At 60.4% G+C, this 18858-nt stretch carries 16 protein-coding genes and 1 pseudogene; 16 read left to right on the top strand and 1 reads right to left on the bottom strand.

What is annotated here, in order from left to right:
• Positions 1-18 precede the first annotated feature (18 nt).
• On the top strand, positions 19-1200 hold the full coding sequence (locus L21SP4_RS11270; RefSeq protein WP_160300820.1) for a glycosyltransferase: 1182 nt from the start codon (positions 19-21) through the stop codon (positions 1198-1200).
• The gene (locus tag L21SP4_RS11265) at positions 1197-2543 is read left to right on the top strand and encodes a phenylacetate--CoA ligase family protein (RefSeq protein WP_052882744.1); all 1347 of its coding nucleotides are present in this window, start codon (positions 1197-1199) and stop codon (positions 2541-2543) included. Before L21SP4_RS11270 ends, L21SP4_RS11265 begins: the two co-directional genes overlap by 4 nt.
• Positions 2544-2874: 331 nt before the next feature.
• On the opposite strand, the gene L21SP4_RS11260 is transcribed toward L21SP4_RS11265, so the two are convergent.
• The gene (locus L21SP4_RS11260; RefSeq protein ID WP_082116728.1) at positions 2875-3819 is read right to left on the bottom strand and encodes a sulfotransferase; all 945 of its coding nucleotides are present in this window, start codon (positions 3817-3819) and stop codon (positions 2875-2877) included.
• A gap of 443 nt (positions 3820-4262) precedes the next feature.
• Here L21SP4_RS11260 and L21SP4_RS13565 point away from each other — a divergent pair.
• The 14 genes and pseudogenes from L21SP4_RS13565 to L21SP4_RS11195 all read left to right on the top strand — a co-directional run.
• Positions 4263-4406 (top strand): annotated as a pseudogene (locus L21SP4_RS13565) (methyltransferase domain-containing protein); the annotation flags it as partial.
• A gap of 9 nt (positions 4407-4415) precedes the next feature.
• Complete coding sequence (locus L21SP4_RS11255; RefSeq protein ID WP_236682493.1) at positions 4416-4745, top strand: hypothetical protein; 330 nt, start codon at positions 4416-4418, stop codon at positions 4743-4745.
• A 13-nt stretch (positions 4746-4758) separates the two neighbouring features.
• A complete protein-coding gene (locus L21SP4_RS11250) occupies positions 4759-6900 on the top strand; it encodes a bi-domain-containing oxidoreductase (RefSeq protein ID WP_052882741.1) in 2142 nt (713 codons plus the stop codon).
• Between the two features lie 101 nt (positions 6901-7001).
• Complete coding sequence (locus L21SP4_RS11245) at positions 7002-8825, top strand: alginate lyase family protein (RefSeq protein ID WP_160300819.1); 1824 nt, start codon at positions 7002-7004, stop codon at positions 8823-8825.
• Positions 8810-9952 (top strand): glycosyltransferase family 4 protein, encoded by a 1143-nt coding sequence (locus L21SP4_RS11240; RefSeq protein ID WP_160300818.1) that lies wholly within the window; start codon positions 8810-8812, stop codon positions 9950-9952. Before L21SP4_RS11245 ends, L21SP4_RS11240 begins: the two co-directional genes overlap by 16 nt.
• The gene (locus tag L21SP4_RS11235) at positions 9952-10620 is read left to right on the top strand and encodes a sulfotransferase family 2 domain-containing protein (RefSeq protein ID WP_052882738.1); all 669 of its coding nucleotides are present in this window, start codon (positions 9952-9954) and stop codon (positions 10618-10620) included. The genes L21SP4_RS11240 and L21SP4_RS11235 overlap by 1 nt, the downstream gene beginning before the upstream one ends.
• Complete coding sequence (locus tag L21SP4_RS11230) at positions 10617-11402, top strand: polysaccharide deacetylase family protein (RefSeq protein WP_052882737.1); 786 nt, start codon at positions 10617-10619, stop codon at positions 11400-11402. Before L21SP4_RS11235 ends, L21SP4_RS11230 begins: the two co-directional genes overlap by 4 nt.
• On the top strand, positions 11395-12582 hold the full coding sequence (locus L21SP4_RS11225; RefSeq protein ID WP_052882736.1) for a glycosyltransferase: 1188 nt from the start codon (positions 11395-11397) through the stop codon (positions 12580-12582). Before L21SP4_RS11230 ends, L21SP4_RS11225 begins: the two co-directional genes overlap by 8 nt.
• Positions 12557-13846, top strand: coding sequence for a phenylacetate--CoA ligase family protein (locus L21SP4_RS11220; RefSeq protein ID WP_052882735.1), 1290 nt, complete (start codon positions 12557-12559; stop codon positions 13844-13846). Before L21SP4_RS11225 ends, L21SP4_RS11220 begins: the two co-directional genes overlap by 26 nt.
• Positions 13836-14882, top strand: coding sequence for a CapA family protein (locus tag L21SP4_RS11215; protein ID WP_082116725.1), 1047 nt, complete (start codon positions 13836-13838; stop codon positions 14880-14882). Before L21SP4_RS11220 ends, L21SP4_RS11215 begins: the two co-directional genes overlap by 11 nt.
• On the top strand, positions 14879-15610 hold the full coding sequence (locus L21SP4_RS11210; RefSeq protein ID WP_052882733.1) for a class I SAM-dependent methyltransferase: 732 nt from the start codon (positions 14879-14881) through the stop codon (positions 15608-15610). Before L21SP4_RS11215 ends, L21SP4_RS11210 begins: the two co-directional genes overlap by 4 nt.
• Positions 15607-16644 carry a DUF354 domain-containing protein gene (locus L21SP4_RS11205; RefSeq protein WP_052882732.1) on the top strand — a complete coding sequence of 346 codons (1038 nt, stop codon included), beginning with the start codon at positions 15607-15609 and terminating at the stop codon, positions 16642-16644. The genes L21SP4_RS11210 and L21SP4_RS11205 overlap by 4 nt, the downstream gene beginning before the upstream one ends.
• 13 nt (positions 16645-16657) lie before the next feature.
• Positions 16658-17551 carry a sulfotransferase family protein gene (locus tag L21SP4_RS11200; protein WP_052882731.1) on the top strand — a complete coding sequence of 298 codons (894 nt, stop codon included), beginning with the start codon at positions 16658-16660 and terminating at the stop codon, positions 17549-17551.
• Between the two features lie 90 nt (positions 17552-17641).
• Positions 17642-18604 (top strand): NAD-dependent epimerase/dehydratase family protein, encoded by a 963-nt coding sequence (locus L21SP4_RS11195; RefSeq protein ID WP_052882730.1) that lies wholly within the window; start codon positions 17642-17644, stop codon positions 18602-18604.
• Positions 18605-18858: the final 254 nt, after the last annotated feature.

The raw sequence follows: 18858 nt of genomic DNA, 5'->3' as shown, positions 1-18858 counted from the left end.
TGGTCCTGTAGCATTCACATGAGTTCCAGTATTAAAATCGCAATGATCGCCCCCTATCCGGCGGCGGCGGTCTTGCCGCCGGAGTACATCCGGCCGGTCCGGCGCGACGAACATCCGTCGTCCTGGGTGCGCGCGCTTTCGATGGAACTCGGCGCGCAGAGGGATTTCGAGGTGCGGATTTTCAGCCTGAGCCGGGCGGTGCGGCGACACCATATCGCCGAGCTTGGGCTCTTGAAGATCGAGTTCGTGCCGCAGCGCATCCCGGCGCGCTTCGACTGGTATCAGCTGCAATTGCTGAATGCACTCAAACTGTATCCGCATCTGCGGAGGTTCAGCCCGGATGTGGTGCATGCGTTTGGAATCGAGACCGGCAACGGGGTGATGCTGTCCTGGCTGCCTTTCAGGCGTTCATGCTTCCTCCAGGGGATTGTGGAGAAACTGCATCCTTTCGTGGACAAGCCCGAGATTATGCAGCAGATCCGTATGCGACTGGAAGGGCGCACGGTGCGGCGGATGGATGGGCTGATCGCGGAGACCCCGTTCGCGAAGCAGTGGGCGGAATCGCGCGGGGCGAAGCATGTGGTGCTGATCCCGCATGCGGTCAACCGGGAGTTCCTTGACGCCGAACCGGCACCGGGCGGGAATCACGACCTCGTTGCCGTGGGCACTCTGCTTTACCACAAGGGCTTCGATACCGTACTCCGGGCGTTCAGCCGACTTCCCGTTCCAGATGCCCGACTGCGGATTATCGGGGAGGGGCCGGCGCGCGGAGAACTCGAACGGCTGGCGCGGGAACTGCAAATCGCGGATAGGGTGGAATTCCCCGGGACGCTCAGGCGCGAAGAAGTCGTTCGCGTGATGCAACAGTCCAGTCTCCTCTGTATCGGCTCGCGGATGGACACCTCTCCGAATGTGGTCACCGAGGCCCACGCCGTGGGCCTTCCGGTGGTGGGTACGGATGCGGGCGGCATCCCGGACATGATCGAGGACGGGGTTGACGGATACGTGGTCCCGATGGATGACGATGAGGCGATGGCGGAAAAAATGGGCGCGCTCCTGAAGGAACCCGCAGGCGCGCGATCGATGGGTGAGTCCGGCAGAACGAAAGTGGCGCGGCTCAATGACGGCGGTCATGTGGCGAAACGGCACATCGAGTACTTCAGGAATCTGGTCGCGGCCGGAGCCGGATCAGGAGCATGAAACGCGGATTATACAGCATGCCGGAAAGTTTTCAGCGCCGGATCCTCTTCCCGCTGCGGCGCCTGCGTGAGTTGCGGCCTTACCGGAAGCAGAAAAGACGGCATGCGAAATTCGCGGCACTGCCCGCAGAAGAGCGGAGACGCTGGATTTTTGAACAGACCCGCGCAGCGGCCGTGCATGCGCAACGGGTGAATCCATTTTATCGGCGACTCTATGCAGAGCGGAATTTCGACGCCGGGGCGATTCGGGATTTTGAGGATTTGAGAAAAATCCCTGTCGTCACAAAAGAGATGCTCCGCGCTTCGGGAGAGGAATGGCGTCAACCGGATCGGCGGAGCCTTTCGTGCAATACCGGCGGTACCTCGGGAAGTCCTCTGAAGTTCCTCGTCGACCGCGGGAACGGCGTGCGGGAACATTATTACATGGAGCGCATATGGAGCCGCCTGGGTTGCTCGCGCCTGCACGCAAGAGCGGTTTTCCGGGGACGCAATCTCGGGACAGCGCCCTGGGTCTACGATCCCGAAGGTGACGCGTACTTCATCAATACCTATCGCCCGCTGCGCGAAACGGCAGAAGCGGTAAAACATCTCTTCGATTCCCGGTTGATTACCTATCTGCACGGCTATCCCAGCGCGCTGTATTTTTTCGCCCGCCAGCTTGAAGGCATGCGCTACGTCGCGCTGCGCGAAAGTATTCTCCGCAACCTTCGCGGAGTCCTGATGGGGTCCGAGTATCCGGCCCCCATGTACCGGGACCTCATTGAGCAAACGTTCCCGGTACCCACGATATCGTGGTATGGCCACAGCGAAATGGTCGTGCTCGCGCCGGAATGGCAGCAGCGCTATCTCTATGAGCCGTTCCAGAGTTACGGCTTCTGCGAAGCGGTGGAAACCGGGAATGGAGACCATCACCTCGTGGGCACAGCCTACGACAATCCTTACTCGCCATTCATCCGCTACGATACGGGCGACAGCATTGAGCCGGTGGGTTTTCAGCGTGGCGTACTCGCCTCATTCCGCATACGCCACGGACGGGTCGGCGAGTACGTGCTGGACCGCCAGGGCCACCCGGTGAGCCTGACCGCTCTCATTTTCGGGCGTCATCATGAGGCGTTTGCCCATGCCGATTTCGTGCAGATATCGCAGCCATCGCCCGGCTATGCCGTGCTTCATGTGACAACCGGCGAGGAGGTGTCTAAGGGGACGATGCTGTCCCGCTTCGATTTGCAGAATGTGGACATCACGTTCGATCTCCGCATTCGCAAAAAACCGGCCTACTCACCAAGCGGGAAAATACCGCTTCTCATAGACGGAGGCGCAGACAAGTCCGGTTTTGAATCATGAGGCCGCAGTGCAGGGGATGCTCTATGTGCAGCTGCCGCTTGTCGTCGTTCCGTGCCGGTGCGGAGTCACTGCGAAACACGCGAAAGGCACGATTCTGCTCCACGGATTCAAGAAACTCATGGCCAATAAATGTAGTCCGAACCAAGCGCGTGTAGGGATTCTGCTGCACAGCAGAAGGCCGTCCGCAAAAGAGCGGCGCGCTCGGAGAGCACGCCCTGCCTGAGAGATGCAGGCTGAACCAACGCGTGAAGGTAGGGCGGTTTCTCCGAAACCGCCGTGCTCGGAGATCGCGCCTTACCCGAGAGACGCAAGCCGAACCAGCGCGTGAGAGTTAAGGGAGGTGCACCTGCATTTTCTGCGGGGCATCCTGCCCCGGCATCCCGGCATCATCATAGAGTCTATCAAGACCGAAGGCTTCAAGGATGGGCTGCGCGCGCAAGAGTTCATCTTCGGAGGTATGTTTTTTCCAGGAGTCGACGAGGTTCTCTCCGGTCTTTATCGCGGAGTGTTTTTTACAGGTGGGGGATGGACGGGTTGTTTTGCGGAGCACCGCCTGATCGTAGGGGATTCCCAGGTAAGAAAACAATTGGGGGATCTTCGTCTCAGGCTGCGTACAGAAGTCCTCGTAGAACGCGATAAAAATTTCGTCCCGGCCGAGCTGTCGCAATGCGACATGGTTTATCGCGCACCATTGGAGGATATAGCGTTCGTACGGTGTTGATGCCTTATGCAGCATGGCGGCGTGTGGTCCCAGGTGATCCTCCATTAGCCGCGGCTGGTCGAGCAGGTGGTCGACTGAGCTTTTCCAACCGAACCGTCGCTTGGAATTCGCCACGGCATAGGGATTGCGGATCAAAAAGACGATTTTAAGCTCCGGGAATCGCCGCCGCAGCCATGCCAGACAGAAGTTGGCCCGAATGGCCTTGATCAGTCTGCGGTTGGTTGGAAGCCGTTTGCGGTTGTGGACGTCGGGCCAGAGTCCCCGTATCCGTCCCTGAAAGAGTTCCCGGCAGCACCGCTCGAATTCCGGGGCGTGTTCTTCCGGCCGAAGATAGGGATGGGGGGTAAATTTTTCGAACAGCGGCACTTTCTCGCCGAAGAAGGGTTCGAAAATATAGCGGAAGGACTCGTCGTGGTTGATGACCTTCGAGAGCCACGTCGTCCCGCTGCGGCCATCACCGGCGAGCAGCACCGTGGGCCCCGGCCTGTGCAGGTCAAGGTACAGGCTGCTGCGCAGGAACATGGCGGCCAATTTGATGTCACTCAGTATTTTCATGCGACGGGCAGACCCAGATCAGACAGAGGTTATTTTCTTATCTGAGGGATGTAAATAACTATACCCTTAAAGCCTGCGGATTTATTGTATCGAAGCAGCGGGCTCGAGGCTCGTGGTCTTCGGGCGCGGCGCAGAACTGAGACTGAGGCCGCTGTAGAAGCGTTGGGATAAATTTTACGGAACACGAAAAAGAACTGTTTAACCGCCCCCACCGGGGGACTGCCGCTGATTCTGAAAAAGCAAAAGGGATAATAATGAAGAAAAAGCTCATAAGGCCATGGCATGAATATGCGCGACTTCGCTTTCTTATCAGTGATCTGATTAGAAACAGAAAGCTTTTCGTCCATAAGGATAAACTCAGAAGCTGCAAATACCTGGATTTAGGCTGTGGTCGCAGTATTCATGAAGAGTTTATAAACCTCGATTAAAATTGGAGCCCCGGTATTGACATATGCTGGGACCTCTCCCATCCGCTTCCTTTAAAAAACAATTCTTTATCGGGAATATATAGCTCCCACTGCCTTGAGCATCTTGATATAGGCGAGGGGCTGAATTTGTTACGGGAATGTAAAAGAGCGCTCAAAAAAGGAGGCGTCTTGCGTGTGGTATTACCCGATCCGGATTTCTATATCGGCACATACATGAAAAAACGCAGCGAGCCTTCGAAATACAGGTTTCCCGGCGAAGATGAACATAAGCGCATATTTCCCATATACACGCCCATAATGTCGCTGAACCGCATATTCGGGGCCTGCGGAGGGACTCACAAGTGCATGTATGATTATGAACTTCTCGAGAAAGCCTTGGACAAAGCGGGATTTGATTCGATTTCACAACAGTCCTTTATGGAGGGTGACGACGCTGAGCTGCTGATTGATCTTAAAGAACGCAGCCACGAGTCTTTCTACGTGGAAGCCATAGCCTGAAAGCGAGTGTAGCATGAAGCGTATTATTTTCAGCAGCGGCGCAGCTCGGCCGGTGGACGTGCCTCCTCCGGCAGCGGAAGACGGACAGCTTCTCGTCGACGTGCGGGCGAGCTGCATCAGTCCCGGCACGGAAATGGCGGGACTTACGGCCTCGGGAAAGACGCTGTTCGACAAGATCCGCGAGCATCCCGAAAAAGTGAAGGCGGCGTTCGAACGGATGAAGACGGAAGGGGTGCTGACGGTTCTCCGCAAAGCGCAGGCGAAGCAGGGGGCGGAGTCCGCCAGCGGGTACTCGGCAGCGGGCGTTGTGAGCGACGCAGGCCGGGGGGTGACAGGTTTTGCGCCGGGCGACCGCGTGGCGATCGCCGGCGCGGGATATGCGAATCATGCGGAAATGGCGTCGGTCCCTGTGAATCTCGCGGTGCGGATCCCCGACGGGGTCACGCTGGAGGATGCGAGCACATGCGCGCTCGGAGGCATCGCCCTGCAGGGCGTGCGACGCGCGGAAGTGCAGCTCGGGGATTTCGTCGCCGTTATAGGCTGCGGCGCGATCGGGCTGCTGACCGTCCAGCTCCTGCGTGCGTCGGGCTGCCGTGTAATCGGGCTGGATCTCGACGCGCGCCGACTGGAACAGGCCCGCGCACTGGGTGCGGAGAAGGTGTTCAATCCGGAGGACGGGGATGCGGCGAGCCGGGTGACCCACCACTGCAACGGACAGGGTGCCGACCGTGTGATCGTCACCGCCGCGACGTCGTCCAGCGAGCCGCTCCTGCAGGCCTTCCGCATGTCACGGCGCAAAGGACGCGTGGTGCTCGTCGGCGTGGCAGGCATGGAACTGGACCGCAAGGAGATGTACCGCAAGGAACTGGATTTTGTTTTGTCCACATCCTACGGTCCGGGACGCTATGACGAGCAGTACGAGCGCAAAGGCCACGACTACCCTTACGCTTACGTGCGCTGGACTGAACAGCGCAACATGGGCGCCTACCTGGAACAGATCGCGTCCGGTGCCGTGAGGCTCCATGAGATCATCGGTGAAACCTTTCCCGTGGAGCGCGCCCAGGAGGCATTCAGCGCCTTGAAGGGCGGGGAGCGGCCGCTGCTGGTGTTGCTTACCTACGAACCTTCTGAAGAAGAGATCCCGCGCGGGGAGGCCTCCGTCAGCATCCCGGCGGTGGAGTGGAGCCCGCCGGCATCAGGGAAACCGCTCAAGACCGCACTGATCGGGGCCGGGTCGTTCGTCTGCGGCATGCACGTGCCGAATCTGAAGGAACTCGGCGCGCGCTACGAGGTCACGGCGATCTGTGATCAGAACGCCCTCGCCGCCCGCAAAGCGGCCCGGATGTTCGGTCGCGACCGTATCAGCATTGAAACCGATCCGCGGCGGGTGCTGGAGGGCGACGCGGACGTGGTGCTGATCGGGACGCGGCACGACTCTCATGCGGAGATTGCGGCCCGGGCGCTGCGGCGCGGGAAGGCGGTCTTTGTCGAAAAACCGATGGCGGTGACTGAGACGCAGTTCGAGATGCTTTCGAATGCGCTCGACGAGACGCAGGCACCTTACATGGTCGGATTCAACCGTCGCTTCGCGCCGGCGATCGCGCAGATCCGGCCGCGGCTTGAGGGACGCGTCAATCCGGTCATGATTCGTTACGTGATGAACGGCGGATACATCCCCTATGATCACTGGGTGCATACGGAAGAGGGTGGCGGCCGCATTGTCGGTGAAGGGTGCCATATCTTCGACCTCTTTCGCTTCCTGATCAACGCGCCCGCCGCATCGGTGAGCGTCGACGGAGTCCGGCCGCGTACCGATTCCGTGCGGGCGGAGGACAACGCGGTGATCACGGTGAGCTACGCGGACGGTTCGGTCGCCTCGCTGCTCTATACGGGGATCGGATCGAAACAGGCGCCGAAAGAGCGGATGGACGTCTTCTTCGATGAACAAATGATCGAAATGGTCGATTATAAGTCTGTGCGGGGATTCGGTGTCGCTGCGGACTGGGAGGACAAGTCGGCGGAGAAGGGTCATCGCACGGAGCTGATGTATTTCGCCGATCAGATCCTGTCCGGAACGCGGTTCCCGATCGCGCGCGCGGAGATGGAAGAGAGCTGGCGAATCTCGCGCCGGGCCGCCGATATGCTGACCGCGTGAATAGAACCATGCCGCATCACCCCGTCACATGCCGGTATAAGCTCGCCCGTCGCGCGCGTCGATTCCTCGAGCGACGCTGCCCGGAAATTATGTTTCCCGCCGTGCGTGACGACGTTGATGCGGATGTGCGTCTCGCCCGCTTTGCGGCGCGGGTGCCGTTCGGCGCACCGGCCAGAATGCGCGCCCTTCTGAAAGAGCCCCTTTCTGCGGAGGAGCGCGACGCCGTTCGCGCTGCGGCCGGGCGTGCGGCGGAAGGTTGTTTCGACCTGCTGGGAAGCGGCCCGTACCGTTTCGAGAATGCGATCGACTGGCACCGCGATATCCGAAGCGGTGCATGCTGGCGCCGGGATTTCCTCTACCTTGATGCCGCAAAACAGACCCCTGAAGGAGCGGATCTCAAGGGCCCCTGGGAGCTGAGCCGGCTCCAACACGCGATTCCGATGGGTCTGGCGTGGCTGATGGAGGAAGACGAGCGTTACCCCCGCGCATTCAGGGAGCAGGTCGAGTCCTGGATCGAGGCCAACCCGCCCGGGTATGGGGTCAACTGGGCCTGCGCCATGGAGGTCGCGATCCGCGCCGTCAACTGGCTGGCGGGATACGGGCTGATGAGCGAGTCGCTGGACGCCCCCGATCTTGCCGGGTTTCGGCGGCGCTTTTCGGGCGTGCTGCACGCGCACGGCAGGTGGATCCGCACGCACCTGGAATGGCTGGGCCCCTGCTCCCCCTCGCGCGCCAACCACTTCCTCGCCGATCTGACGGGGCTGTACACGATCGGACTCCTCTTCGGCGATCGCCCGGAGGGACGCCGCTGGGCGCAGTTCGCGCGACACCGGCTCGAAGCGGAGATGATGCACCAGTGCACGGCCGACGGGGTTCATTTTGAACGGTCCACGGGCTATCACCGCCTCGCCCTGGAGATGTTCCTCTGGTGCCGCGCTCTTGCGCGCAGCGCCGGGACCCCGTTTTCGCAGGGGTTCGACGACCGGCTCGAACGCATGCAGGGTTTCGTACGTGATTACACCAAGCCGAACGGCCATGCCCCGCTCATCGGGGATCAGGACGACGGCCGTCTGCTCGGCACCCCGATACCCGATCTGCGCGACCACCGGTACCTGTTCCCACCGGACGATTCCGGCGGGACGCCCTTAAGTGTGGATCGCGTTCTTCTGGACGGGACGCGTCCGGGTACGGCCTCCGGCCATGAAGGCTGGGTCGCGTATGAGCAGGGCGGTTTTTTCATCCGGAGGTTCGGACCCGCCTGGCTGATGGTGCGCGCCGGCCCGCTCGCCCACGCCGGAGGGCACGCGCACAACGACCAGCTTTCGTTTGAACTGAATCTGAATGGCCGCGATTTGTTCGTAGACCGCGGAACCGGCGTCTATACCTCCGACCCCGAAGTGCGTAACCGCTACCGCTCGACTCAGGCGCACAATGTTTTGAGCATCAACGCGGCGGAACAGAATTCGATTCCGGAGACACTTTTCGGTATGCCGGATGAAACGCAGACCCGGGTCGTGGAGTGTGAAAAAAATGCGCTCGAGGCAGTCCATCAGGGATTCCATTCGCTGGGAAGATCGGGTACGGAATGCGGACGCCGGTTCGAACTCGCCGCCGACGGAATGCGCCTGCGCGACCGGTTGACCGGCCTGAGGCGGGGCGACCGGCTGACGTGGCGGCTGCATCTCGCGCCGGGACTCGAGGCCATCGAGGACGAGGGCCGCTGGCGGATCGTGGAACAGGATGATGAAACGCACCGCTGTACGGTTTTGCCTCCGCGCGGCGCGCAGGTGGCATCAGAGCCTTTCGCGCACAGCCCGTCGTACGGGGTGTTTGAGGACGCCTTCGCACTCGTCTTCACGCGCGTCATCGAAGACGCGGCGGAAGATGAATCATTCGAATGGAGTATTTCATGGGCAGACGGATAAACGTGGTCTTCGTTTTTGTCGGCATGCTGCGCTACAAGGGCAGGATGCTCAAGCAGATCGGCACGCTGCGCCAGGCCGGCCACGACGTGACGGTCCTGCATGGGCGCACCGATGACGAGGAAGCGGATGATTCAACGTACGACTTCAAGATCCTCGACCGACCCCTGCGCCGTCACCCGAACAAGGTTCGCAACTACCTGAACCACCTGCGCTGGAACCTTCGCGCAGCGGAGGAACTCGTACAGCTCGAGCCCGACGCTATTGTATGCGAAGAACTTTACGGGGCACTGAGCGGAGCGCTGGCAAGACGACGGCTTCGCGCGACTCGATACATCTTTGACTGCAACGAATTGTTCATGCACATGGGCATGCGGCCGCTGAAAAAGCTGATGTGGCGTCCGGTTCATGCCGTGGTTTTTCGCGCGGCGGATGTGATCCTGCATGCGGAGCGCAACCGGCTCGAATTCTGCCGTACGCATTACCGGAGCCGTGCGCAGCACGTGTTGATCGAAAACCTGCCGCGTCCCTCGCGGCCCGTTCCTGAAAGGAGTCGTGAAACCACCGCTCCGCTCGATATCGTCTATATCGGAGCGCTGCAGCCCGAACGCTGCTGCGAGGAAGTGATCGACGCCTTTGCCGAGGTGGATCCCGCCGAGGCCCGCTGCGACTTCATAGGGTTCGGGCCGGAGGATTATCAGCGCATGCTTCACGAGAGAATTGCGGCACACGGTATCGATCATGTGCGCATTCTGCCGCCGGTTTCCCACGCCGAGATGTATGAATGCCTTTCCGGATACGACGCCGGGCTGGCCTTTTACCGAAACGACAATCTGAACCAGTATTACTGCGCACCGAACAAGATCTATGATTACTTTCTGTGCGGCCTTCCGGCGATCACCAATAATTTTCCGGGCTTGCACCAGGTGGTCGAAGACCAGCACGTAGGGATCTGTCTGGACTCGATCACCGGAGACGCCATGCGCGGGGCCCTCAAACGGATATGGAAGGACGCGCCTGCGGAGAACATCACCCCCGGGTTCCAAGCACGCTACAGCTGGTCCGCGCAGGAAAAACGCTATCGGAAGATATTCGAATCCGCCTCGTCGCAGGAAGTGCAGGAGGACTGATGCCGCGCTTTATTCATCCTGAGAGAAACTATTATCTCTCCACAAGCTGCAAGGTGCTTTACACCACGCTCACAAAGCAGGCGGGACTTCAGGAGTTGAGCAACGTGCAGTTCGCCCGCGCCCTGCTTTTTGACGCGCTGCGCGGTCACCGGCGCGAACATTACATGTTTGTGCGCAATCCGTATGATCGAGTGGTTTCCTGTTTCGCCGACAAGTTTCGCCGCAGTCCGCCGCAGAGAACGCCGGATACGGGGTGGCAGACGTGCCAGGTTCTTGCCTTCCCTTTTCTGGGTTTGAGCGAGCAGGATGATTTCGAGCAAATCCGTGAGCGATTGCTTCAGACGACTTTTATTGAGTTTGTGCGCATGCTTCCCGCGATCTACCGGGAAGAGCCGCATTTCTATCCCCAGCACTTCATGCTTCATCCCCGCTTGAAAAAGCGGATTGCGGGGCCGCGCATACGGCTCAAAAAGTGGTATCGAATTGAAACGGAACTGAAAGATGCCGCAAGGGATCTGGGGCTGGACCTGAGTATACGCACGCAAAAATCCGACCACGGGCACGCGGACGAATATTACGACTCCGAATCCAGGGCGATCGTAAACGGGATCTATCAACGCGACTTTGATTTCGGTTATCCGATGAGCACTGCCGAGAGTACCGCATGAGCGCAAAGAATCTATTCATTCGCAATGACGATGTGCGCGGATCGCTGGACGATACGCTGGTTTATTTGACGGATGCGCTGTTGGAAAAGGGGTTTCCGATTACCCACGCCGTCGAACCGGCCAATGTTTCCGAAGAAGTCGTCCGCTGGCTTCGAGACAGGATGGAGGCGTATCCCCGTCAGCTCGAGCTGATCCAGCACGGGCTGGCCCACAAGCAGCACTGCAGCAGGCCGCCGGGGGAATTCGGCGTCGGGCGTCCCCGGCGCGAACAGGCTGAGGATATCCGCCGGGGGTGTGATCTCATGAATCGCCATTTCGGCGACGGATGGTTCCGGGCATTCAGTTTTCCGTTTGGCGGTTACAACGCCGATACGCTGCATGCGCTGGAGGATGCGGGGTACCGCGTGATCAGCACCGGGATTCGCTTTACCCGAAAGCGCCGGATCTATAACCGCCTGGGGCGGCTGTTGCGCAGAAAGCACCTGGCGGGGCGCAACGTGGTCTATTTCGGCGCCGATGTGCCGGGGTACCGGTTCCGCGAATACCCCGTAGTGCTCAATCATACGGCGCGGCAGATCGATGAAGACCATGGCGAACAGAAGAGCGCGACGCGTCTGTACGACGAATGGCGGCGTCTCCCCTCCGGCATGGACCGGGTCGGTATTCTGACCCACCACCGCTTCACAGTGTGTTCGGATATGGATGAACTCGTCGCCTTTCTCGAACGCCTGCGTGAATCCGGACGCCGGTTCCATACGCTGAAGGAACTGAGTCATGCGTAAATGGATCATCTGCTGCGGCCCCGACTGGTACCGGCCCTCGGTGTCCAGTACGGAACAGCTCATGCAGCAGTTTCTCGATGACGGTTGGCGCGTGCTGTGGATCAACCCGATCGCATTCCGTTCTCCTTTCGGCGGGTCGTCGTCCTCCTCCTCCGTATCCGCGTGGCGCAAGATTCGCAATAAGCTGCGCACACACCTCAACTTTCTCCGGCATCCGAGTGCCCGGCTCTGGGTCTGCGTGCCCCTGTACATCCCCGCGTTCTCGCGACGCGGCGCGCGGATCAACCGTATGCTGATTCGGGGTCAGTTCCGCCTGCTGCGGCTGCTGTTCGGCATCAGGGTGAAACGCGCCGTGTTGTGGTGCACGCCGGGCGTCACTGCGCTCCCGCTGCTCGATCGTCCCTTTCGTGCCCGCGTCTACGAGGCCCACGATCTGCTCAGTGCATTCCGGACGGAGTCGGAATCCTTGCGCGCGCGGCTCCGCGATGCCGAGAAACAGTTGTGCATGGCGGCGGACGCCCGGTTTGCAGCTTCAGAACACATCCGGCAGGGGCTGCTCGAACTCGCGGAGCAACGGAAGGTCCATTTACTGCCGCACGGAGTCAACATCGATCGTTTCTCGCCGGAAGGCCCGGTCGCGGAGGCGGTAGAGCAGATCCGCCGCTCCGGGCGGCCCGTGGCCGGCTACTTTGGATCGCTGTCCGACGCCAACGATAAGGACGCCTTCCTCGCGCTGGCCGAGGACGGTTTTTCGGTCGTTGTGATCGGGAAAATTCTGGGGGACTACTCCGCGCTGGAAGCACATCCGCATATTCATTTTCCGGGTCCGGTCGCCTATGAAAGGCTTCCTGCATATGCCCGCGGATTCGACGTAGGGTTGCTGAACTGGCGCGCCGGGGAATGGATCACCAACTGCTTCCCCCTGAAGACGCTCGAATACCTGGCGCTCGGGCTTCCCGTGGTGGCCTGTCCCATTCCGATCGTCGAGAAGCGGTACGGGGACTGGGTCTACACCGCGCGATCGCCGCAGGAATTCGTCACGCAGGCGCGGCGCGCAATCGGCGAAGACGATGAAAAGCGAAGAGCGGCTCGCCGGGCGGCGGTGAAGGACCAGACCTGGGCCGCGCGATACGAAACCGTGAAGGAAGTGATCGATGAGCTGGCGATACCGGATCATTGATCTTGTCCGCCGGACCCGTTCGCTGGAGGGCTACCGGCGGCTCTGCGCAGGGGACGGATTGGGCGACTGGCGGTTGCGGCAAAGACGCGCCCTGGGCGAGCTGCTGGTATCACTGCAGAGGCACAACCCCTTTTACGGATCGCTGCTCCGGGGCGTTAAAGAGGCGACGCTGCGTGAGGAGCCGGAAGAGGCGCTGTATTCTCTCCCGGTCATGGACAAGACACGCGTGAGTGAACACCGGGATGAGCTGTACGCGCCGCCTTCGGGTTATCCGCCGCCGGCGCGCCGGCGCACGGGCGGGAGCACGGGCAGCCCTTTTGAGTATTACGTCGATGCCGATACCACCTGCAGGGCCCGGGCGTATCTGCTCTTCTGCTGGCATCGCTGTGCGGGATATGAACCCGGAGATCCCTACATAACGGTGGCAGGGCGCTCGCTGCAGGGCGAGGGAAGTTTCAGGCAGTCCGTGTATCGGTTCCTGCAGCATAATACCCTGGTTCAGGCCCATCGGATTGGCGAGGGTGCGTTGCCGCCCTCCCGCGCGCTCCGGCGCGCCCGGTTTATCTTCGCCTATCCCGGCGCGTTATGTGCGTTGCTCGAACAGGAACCCGGCCTGTCGAAGCAGATGGCTTCGTTAGGGGCCGTGTTTACGACCTCGGAACAGCTTCTTCCCGCCATGCGTCGCCAAATCGAATCGATGCTGAAGGTGCCCGTCTATGACATGTACGGCGCGAACGACGGAGGCCTCGTCTCGTGTGAGTGCGGAGAACATGCCGGATATCATTACGATCCGCTCAACACGTGGGTGGAGTCGCAGCGCACGGCGGAAGGGGAGAGTGAACTGCTGCTGACCTCGCTCAACACCCGGAGTTTTCCGCTCGTCCGTTACCGTGTGGGCGATGTGGCGGAAGTGCGGGACATGGACGACTGCCCCTGCGGCTTGCCCTGGCCCGGCATCGTGAACCTCAAGGGGCGCACACGGGATCTGATTCGCCTTCCGGACGGAAGCCGCGTGCACGGTTCGCTGCTGAATGCCGTCCTCGCCGATTTCCCGGAAGTGACGCGCTACCGTATTGTTCAGGAAAAATCCGGAAAACTGTCGGTGTATGTACGCATGACCCCCGACACCGGAGCCCGGGCGAGCGAACGACTGCGGAATAGCATACGGGAGGCGTGCGCAGGCCTTGAAGTCGAGATGCTTTCTTTTAAAGAACCGGGCGGTAGCGACGATAAATTCAGGGTGATTGAGAGCCATGCCGTTTAGTCTCTGCAGCGTGGGCGATGTAATGCTGGGTGAAAACACGCACCACTACCGGCGCGGTATCCCGTCGCGCTATAATGGTCGCTTCGACAAACTGATTGCGCCCGGGGTTCTTGACATCATCAACACCTCCGATCTTCTGCTGCTCAATTTCGAATGCAGCCTGATGCCCGACGAGCAGTGGCGGGCCGCCTCGCCGGAGGACTCGTGTTACCGCGCACCGCTCTCGGCGCTTCAGTTTTTCGGCCCGATCGAGGTCCCGATCGTGGCCAATGTCGCGAACAATCACTTCGCGCAGCACGGTCCGGCCGCCGCGCAATGGACGATCGAACGTCTTCGGGAACGCGGCATCCTCGTCGCGGGCGTGGATGGCGAATCCGTCGTGTCGGAAATTTGCGGCGTGCCGGTGCGCATCTGGGGAGCCTCACTGGTCCACGATCGGGTTTCGAGCGGGCCGGGGAACCGGACTGCAGCCGGAGATCTTCTGGTGCAGGTCAAAAAGGCCCCGGTCGCGGCTCCGAATGAATACCGGATCGTGAGTGTCCACTGGGGGAAGGAATATCGTCACCTGCCGGACCGCGAACAGAAAGATCTTTCACGGCAGCTGCACCGGAGCGGTGTAGATTTTATAGCGGGACATCATCCCCACGTAGTACAGCCGGTATCGGCTGAAAACGGGCGCGTCACGGTGTTCAGTCACGGCAATTTTCTCTTCGATCAGAATTTCTCGCGAACCACGACCCGCGGACTCATGATTCGCGGCGGACCCGGGGCGGAGACGGCTGTCTTCGAGACACGACAGCGACGGCACCGGGTCGATGCCCTGGAGCCATTTTCGATCGATGCTCTCGGGCGTCAGTGTGCGGCTGCGGACGATCCGCTGGAGCCGAATCGGATGAGGGTGCGGATGAAGCTCGAACTGCTGCGCAGCGGATATTGCTTTCACCCGGCAGTCATGCGATTTTTTCTCGGCCGGTTGTGGAAAAAGGGGAGAGGTCGGGCGAGAGGTCCGGGACGGGATTCGGGGGGCGTGCGATGACGGAAAAACGCGAAGAGACCAACTGGGACCATCATTACGGGAACGCCGCGCGGAGACTCGGCATACGACTGGGGCTCAAGGGAAATGTAGTCCTAAACGGTGTGATCGCGCACTACATTCGCTCCACGGCCCGGAAGCGCGGGTCCTGCCTGGAGATCGGTGCGGGTTCGGGTCGTCTTTCCGGGGCGTTGAGCAGGGACTTCGACGAGAGCACCATCCTGGACCGTTCAGCAGAGGCGCTTAGCATGGCGCGCCGGATGGCCCCCGCAAGCCGGGAGATCAGAGCCGACATCTTCGACTTCGACCCGGAACAGCGCTGGGATGCGGTTGTCAGTGTCGGACTTGCGGAACACTTCAAGCGCGAGATTATGCTTCGGCTTGTGGATCGGCATCTCGAGCTTTGCGTGCCGGGCGGAGACGTGTACATCGTAGTTCCCTCCTACAGCGAATCGCGCGCCACGGAGGTCAGTGAGCCTCATATGGTCGAACAGTACGGCTATCAGGACCCTGAAGCGGAATACGTGATCGGTGCACACCTTGAGGAAAAAGGGTATGACGTGCAGGCTTTTTACATGGACACGCTCCCGCGAGGCGGCGCCGGGGCTAAACTGTTGCGCGGTGTAAACCTGCTGTGCTGGAAGCTGACGCGGCTCAATCTTGAAAGACTGCGCGACCGTTCGTGGGGTCACTACCGGATGTTTCATGTACGAAAGGATCCCGAAGCATGAAGATCTGGATCGATCTCGATCACACGCCGCACGTTCCGCTGTTCAGGCCGATCATCCGGGAACTGGAGCGGCGCGGGATCGAGACGCTGGTTACCGCGCGGGACTTCGCCCAGACCGTGGCGTTGCTCGAGATGTGGGACATCCCCCACGTGACGATCGGGCGGCATGGAGGACGTCATAAGATCGGCAAGATCGTCAATCTCTTCGAGCGCTCCGCTCAGCTCATGGTGCACGCGAAAGGGAAGGGGATTGATCTCTCCGTCAGCCACGGGTCGCGGACGATGGTTACGGCCTGTCGCATGATGGGCCTCCCCGCCGTGACCATGATGGATTACGAATATACCGAAGTCGGCATCTACAACCTGTTCTCCAGATATATGCTGATCCCTGAATACATCCCGGAGGAGCGGCTGGCTCCCAACGGATTCCGGATGGAGAAAGTGGTGCGGTACGGAGGATACAAGGAACAGCTCTATCTCCCGCAGTTCACGCCGGATCCCGCCTTCCGGGAGAAAAACGGCGTCCCCGAAAATAAAATACTGGTCACGATCCGCCCCTCCGCCATGTATGCGAATTACCACGACCCGCGCAGCGAAAAGATCCTGTTGCGCGTGATCGAGCATGCCCTGGATCACGAAGATGTCTGGCCGCTTATCGTCAGCCGGATCGAACGCGATCGCAGGTTTATTCATGACCGTTTCGGCGACGGCGTCCATTTTCTTGAAAAGCCGGTAGACGGGTTGCAGCTGATCTGGAATTCGGACGTATTCATCAGCGGCGGCGGAACCATGAATCGTGAAGCGGGACTGCTCGGGGTTCCTGTTTATTCGATCTTCACCGGTCGCAAGCCTTACCTGGATGAGCACCTGGCCGAGCGGGGGCGGCTGACGTTTGTGGACGAGCCCGGGAAAGTGGATCGGGTCGAAATCCGTAAACGCGAAATTCCTGCGCATTTCAGCTATGAAGGACCCGACGTGGCGGGTGAGGTGGTGGATGTGCTTGCCGGATTGGCCGCAGGAAAGCGTCCGGATTGATTTCCCCCTTTCCATGAAGGCACCTGTTTTTGTGATCGGTCCCCCGCGCTCGGGGACCTCGCTCCTCGGCCAGATTCTCGGTCTCGCGCAGGATACGCGCTATCTCGGCGAGACCGGGATCTTCTCCCATATCTACTTTGCTTCGGCGCCGTGGGCGCGCAGCTTCCGCGAAGCGGCCGCTGCCGGTTTGCTGACCGGCCCGGCTTCGTGGGCGACGGGGCGGGCGAGGCACCTGCGCGACCGCGTGCGCCGTCGGGATCGGCTGGAGGAGCTGGCGCGAAACGTGATGCGCTTCTGCCGGGTTCCGGATGAGTACGATCTCATGCCGAAAAATCCCCTGCCTGACGCCGCAGGCGTGAGGTTGCGGGAAGGCGACGCGAAACGCATCAGCACCTGGGTTGCGGCCTGGCGCGAAGCGCTGGCCGAATCCCCCGGAGCGTTTGCGCGCGCGGTGTTCGCTTCCGCGCTCGAATGTACGGGCGACGAGCGCGTGGTGGAGAAAACACCCGCTCATGTCTGGTCGCTTCCGTTCATCAAGCACCATATTAATGAGACGCGCGTCGTTCTGATCCGACGCCGCGACACCCGCGCCGTATTGAGTTCGTACTACCTTCTGTGCAGCAGAAAGCGCAGCCCGGTGATACGGTTCGCGAAGAGGTATCGGACCATGATGGATCGCTGCAACGAATTCGCGGCTCTGCACCCGGAGGCGGTCAAGGTCATCTATGAAGATCTGCTGGCCGATCCTCCCGGTGAATCCGGACGGCTTTTCAGCGAACTGGGGATGCGGCCGGGTCCCGTATTTACGGGCAGGCTTAGCGAGATTCGACCCACCGCGTCAAAATATGATCAGCTGTCTTCCCGGGAAAAGGGCTGGATCGATACCCTGAGCGCGACCCTCAAATGATACGGTAGGCCCCTTTTTCTTGTCCTTCGCGGATTTGAACGGAAAACTGGAAGTACTATTTGAAATGCATATGAGTACGGGAGAGTCGAAATGAAAACAGCTTTAGTCTGCGGCGCCGGCGGGTTTATCGGCGGCCATATGGTGAAGCGCCTCAAGGATGAGGGTTATTGGGTCCGCGGCGTGGACATCAAACAGCATGAGTTCTGCGACCTGCCCGCCGACGATTTCGTGCAGGGCGATCTGCGCGATCCGGAGGTCGTGGCGCGGGTTATCGACGAGGGGATGGACGAGATCTACCAGTTTGCGGCGGATATGGGCGGCGCAGGCTTCGTCTTCTCGGGCGAGAACGACGCCACAATCATGCACAACTCCGCACTTTGCAATCTGAACGTGGTCCACGAGGCCGTCCGTAAGAAGGTCGGGAAGATCTTTTACTCCTCTTCCGCATGCGTGTATCCGGAGGATATCCAGATGGAGACGTCCAACCCCGGATTGAAGGAGTCGGATGTCTATCCCGCGAGGCCGGACTCCGAGTACGGCTGGGAAAAGCTGTTCTCCGAGCGCATGTATGCGGCCTATCACCGCAATTTCGGCCTGGAGATCCACATCGCCCGCTTTCACAACATCTTCGGACCCGAGGGAACGTGGACGGGCGGGCGCGAAAAGGCCCCCGCCGCGATGTGCCGCAAGGTCGCTGAAGCAGAAGAGGGTGGCGAAGTCGAAATCTGGGGCGACGGTGAACAGACCCGTTCGTTCCTCTATATCGATGAATGCATAGAAGGGGTACGCAGGCTCATGGAATCGGATGTCATGGGGCCGCTCAATATCGGCTCGGATGAAATGATCTCGATCAACGACCTCGCGCTCATGGCGGCGGAGATTGCCGGCAAGTCGATCAGACTCAAACACGTCCCCGGTCCGCTCGGTGTCCGCGGCCGCAATTCGGAAAACACGCGCATCGAACAGAAACTCGGCTGGCGCCCGGTGCAGCCCTTGCGAAAGGGCATGGAAAAGACGTACCGGTGGGTCGGGGAACAGGTGAGGGAGAGTTGAAGCGGATGCGCCGGTTTCGCGAGCCGGTAGGGCGTGATATCCGAGCGCGCCGCCGGAGATAGGGCGTGATCGGTCCGCCTTCAGCACTTTGCGCTTTCGGCGGACAGGCTTTCTGCTGCCCGGCAGAACCACCGCAGAAGGAAAAGAAGGCGGGAAGAAGGATCGTTTGTTTTTGGGTATTTCGTGCGGTTCGTGGTTGCTTCCGATCAGCGGCCTGAGCTTCCATAGCCGCGTGTGAGCGGTTTTTCAGCAGA

It is taken from the genome of Kiritimatiella glycovorans (assembly GCF_001017655.1).
GTDB lineage: Bacteria > Verrucomicrobiota > Kiritimatiellia > Kiritimatiellales > Kiritimatiellaceae > Kiritimatiella > Kiritimatiella glycovorans.
Note: the sequence above shows the minus strand (reverse complement) of the source record. Positions and strands in the feature narration are given on the sequence as shown.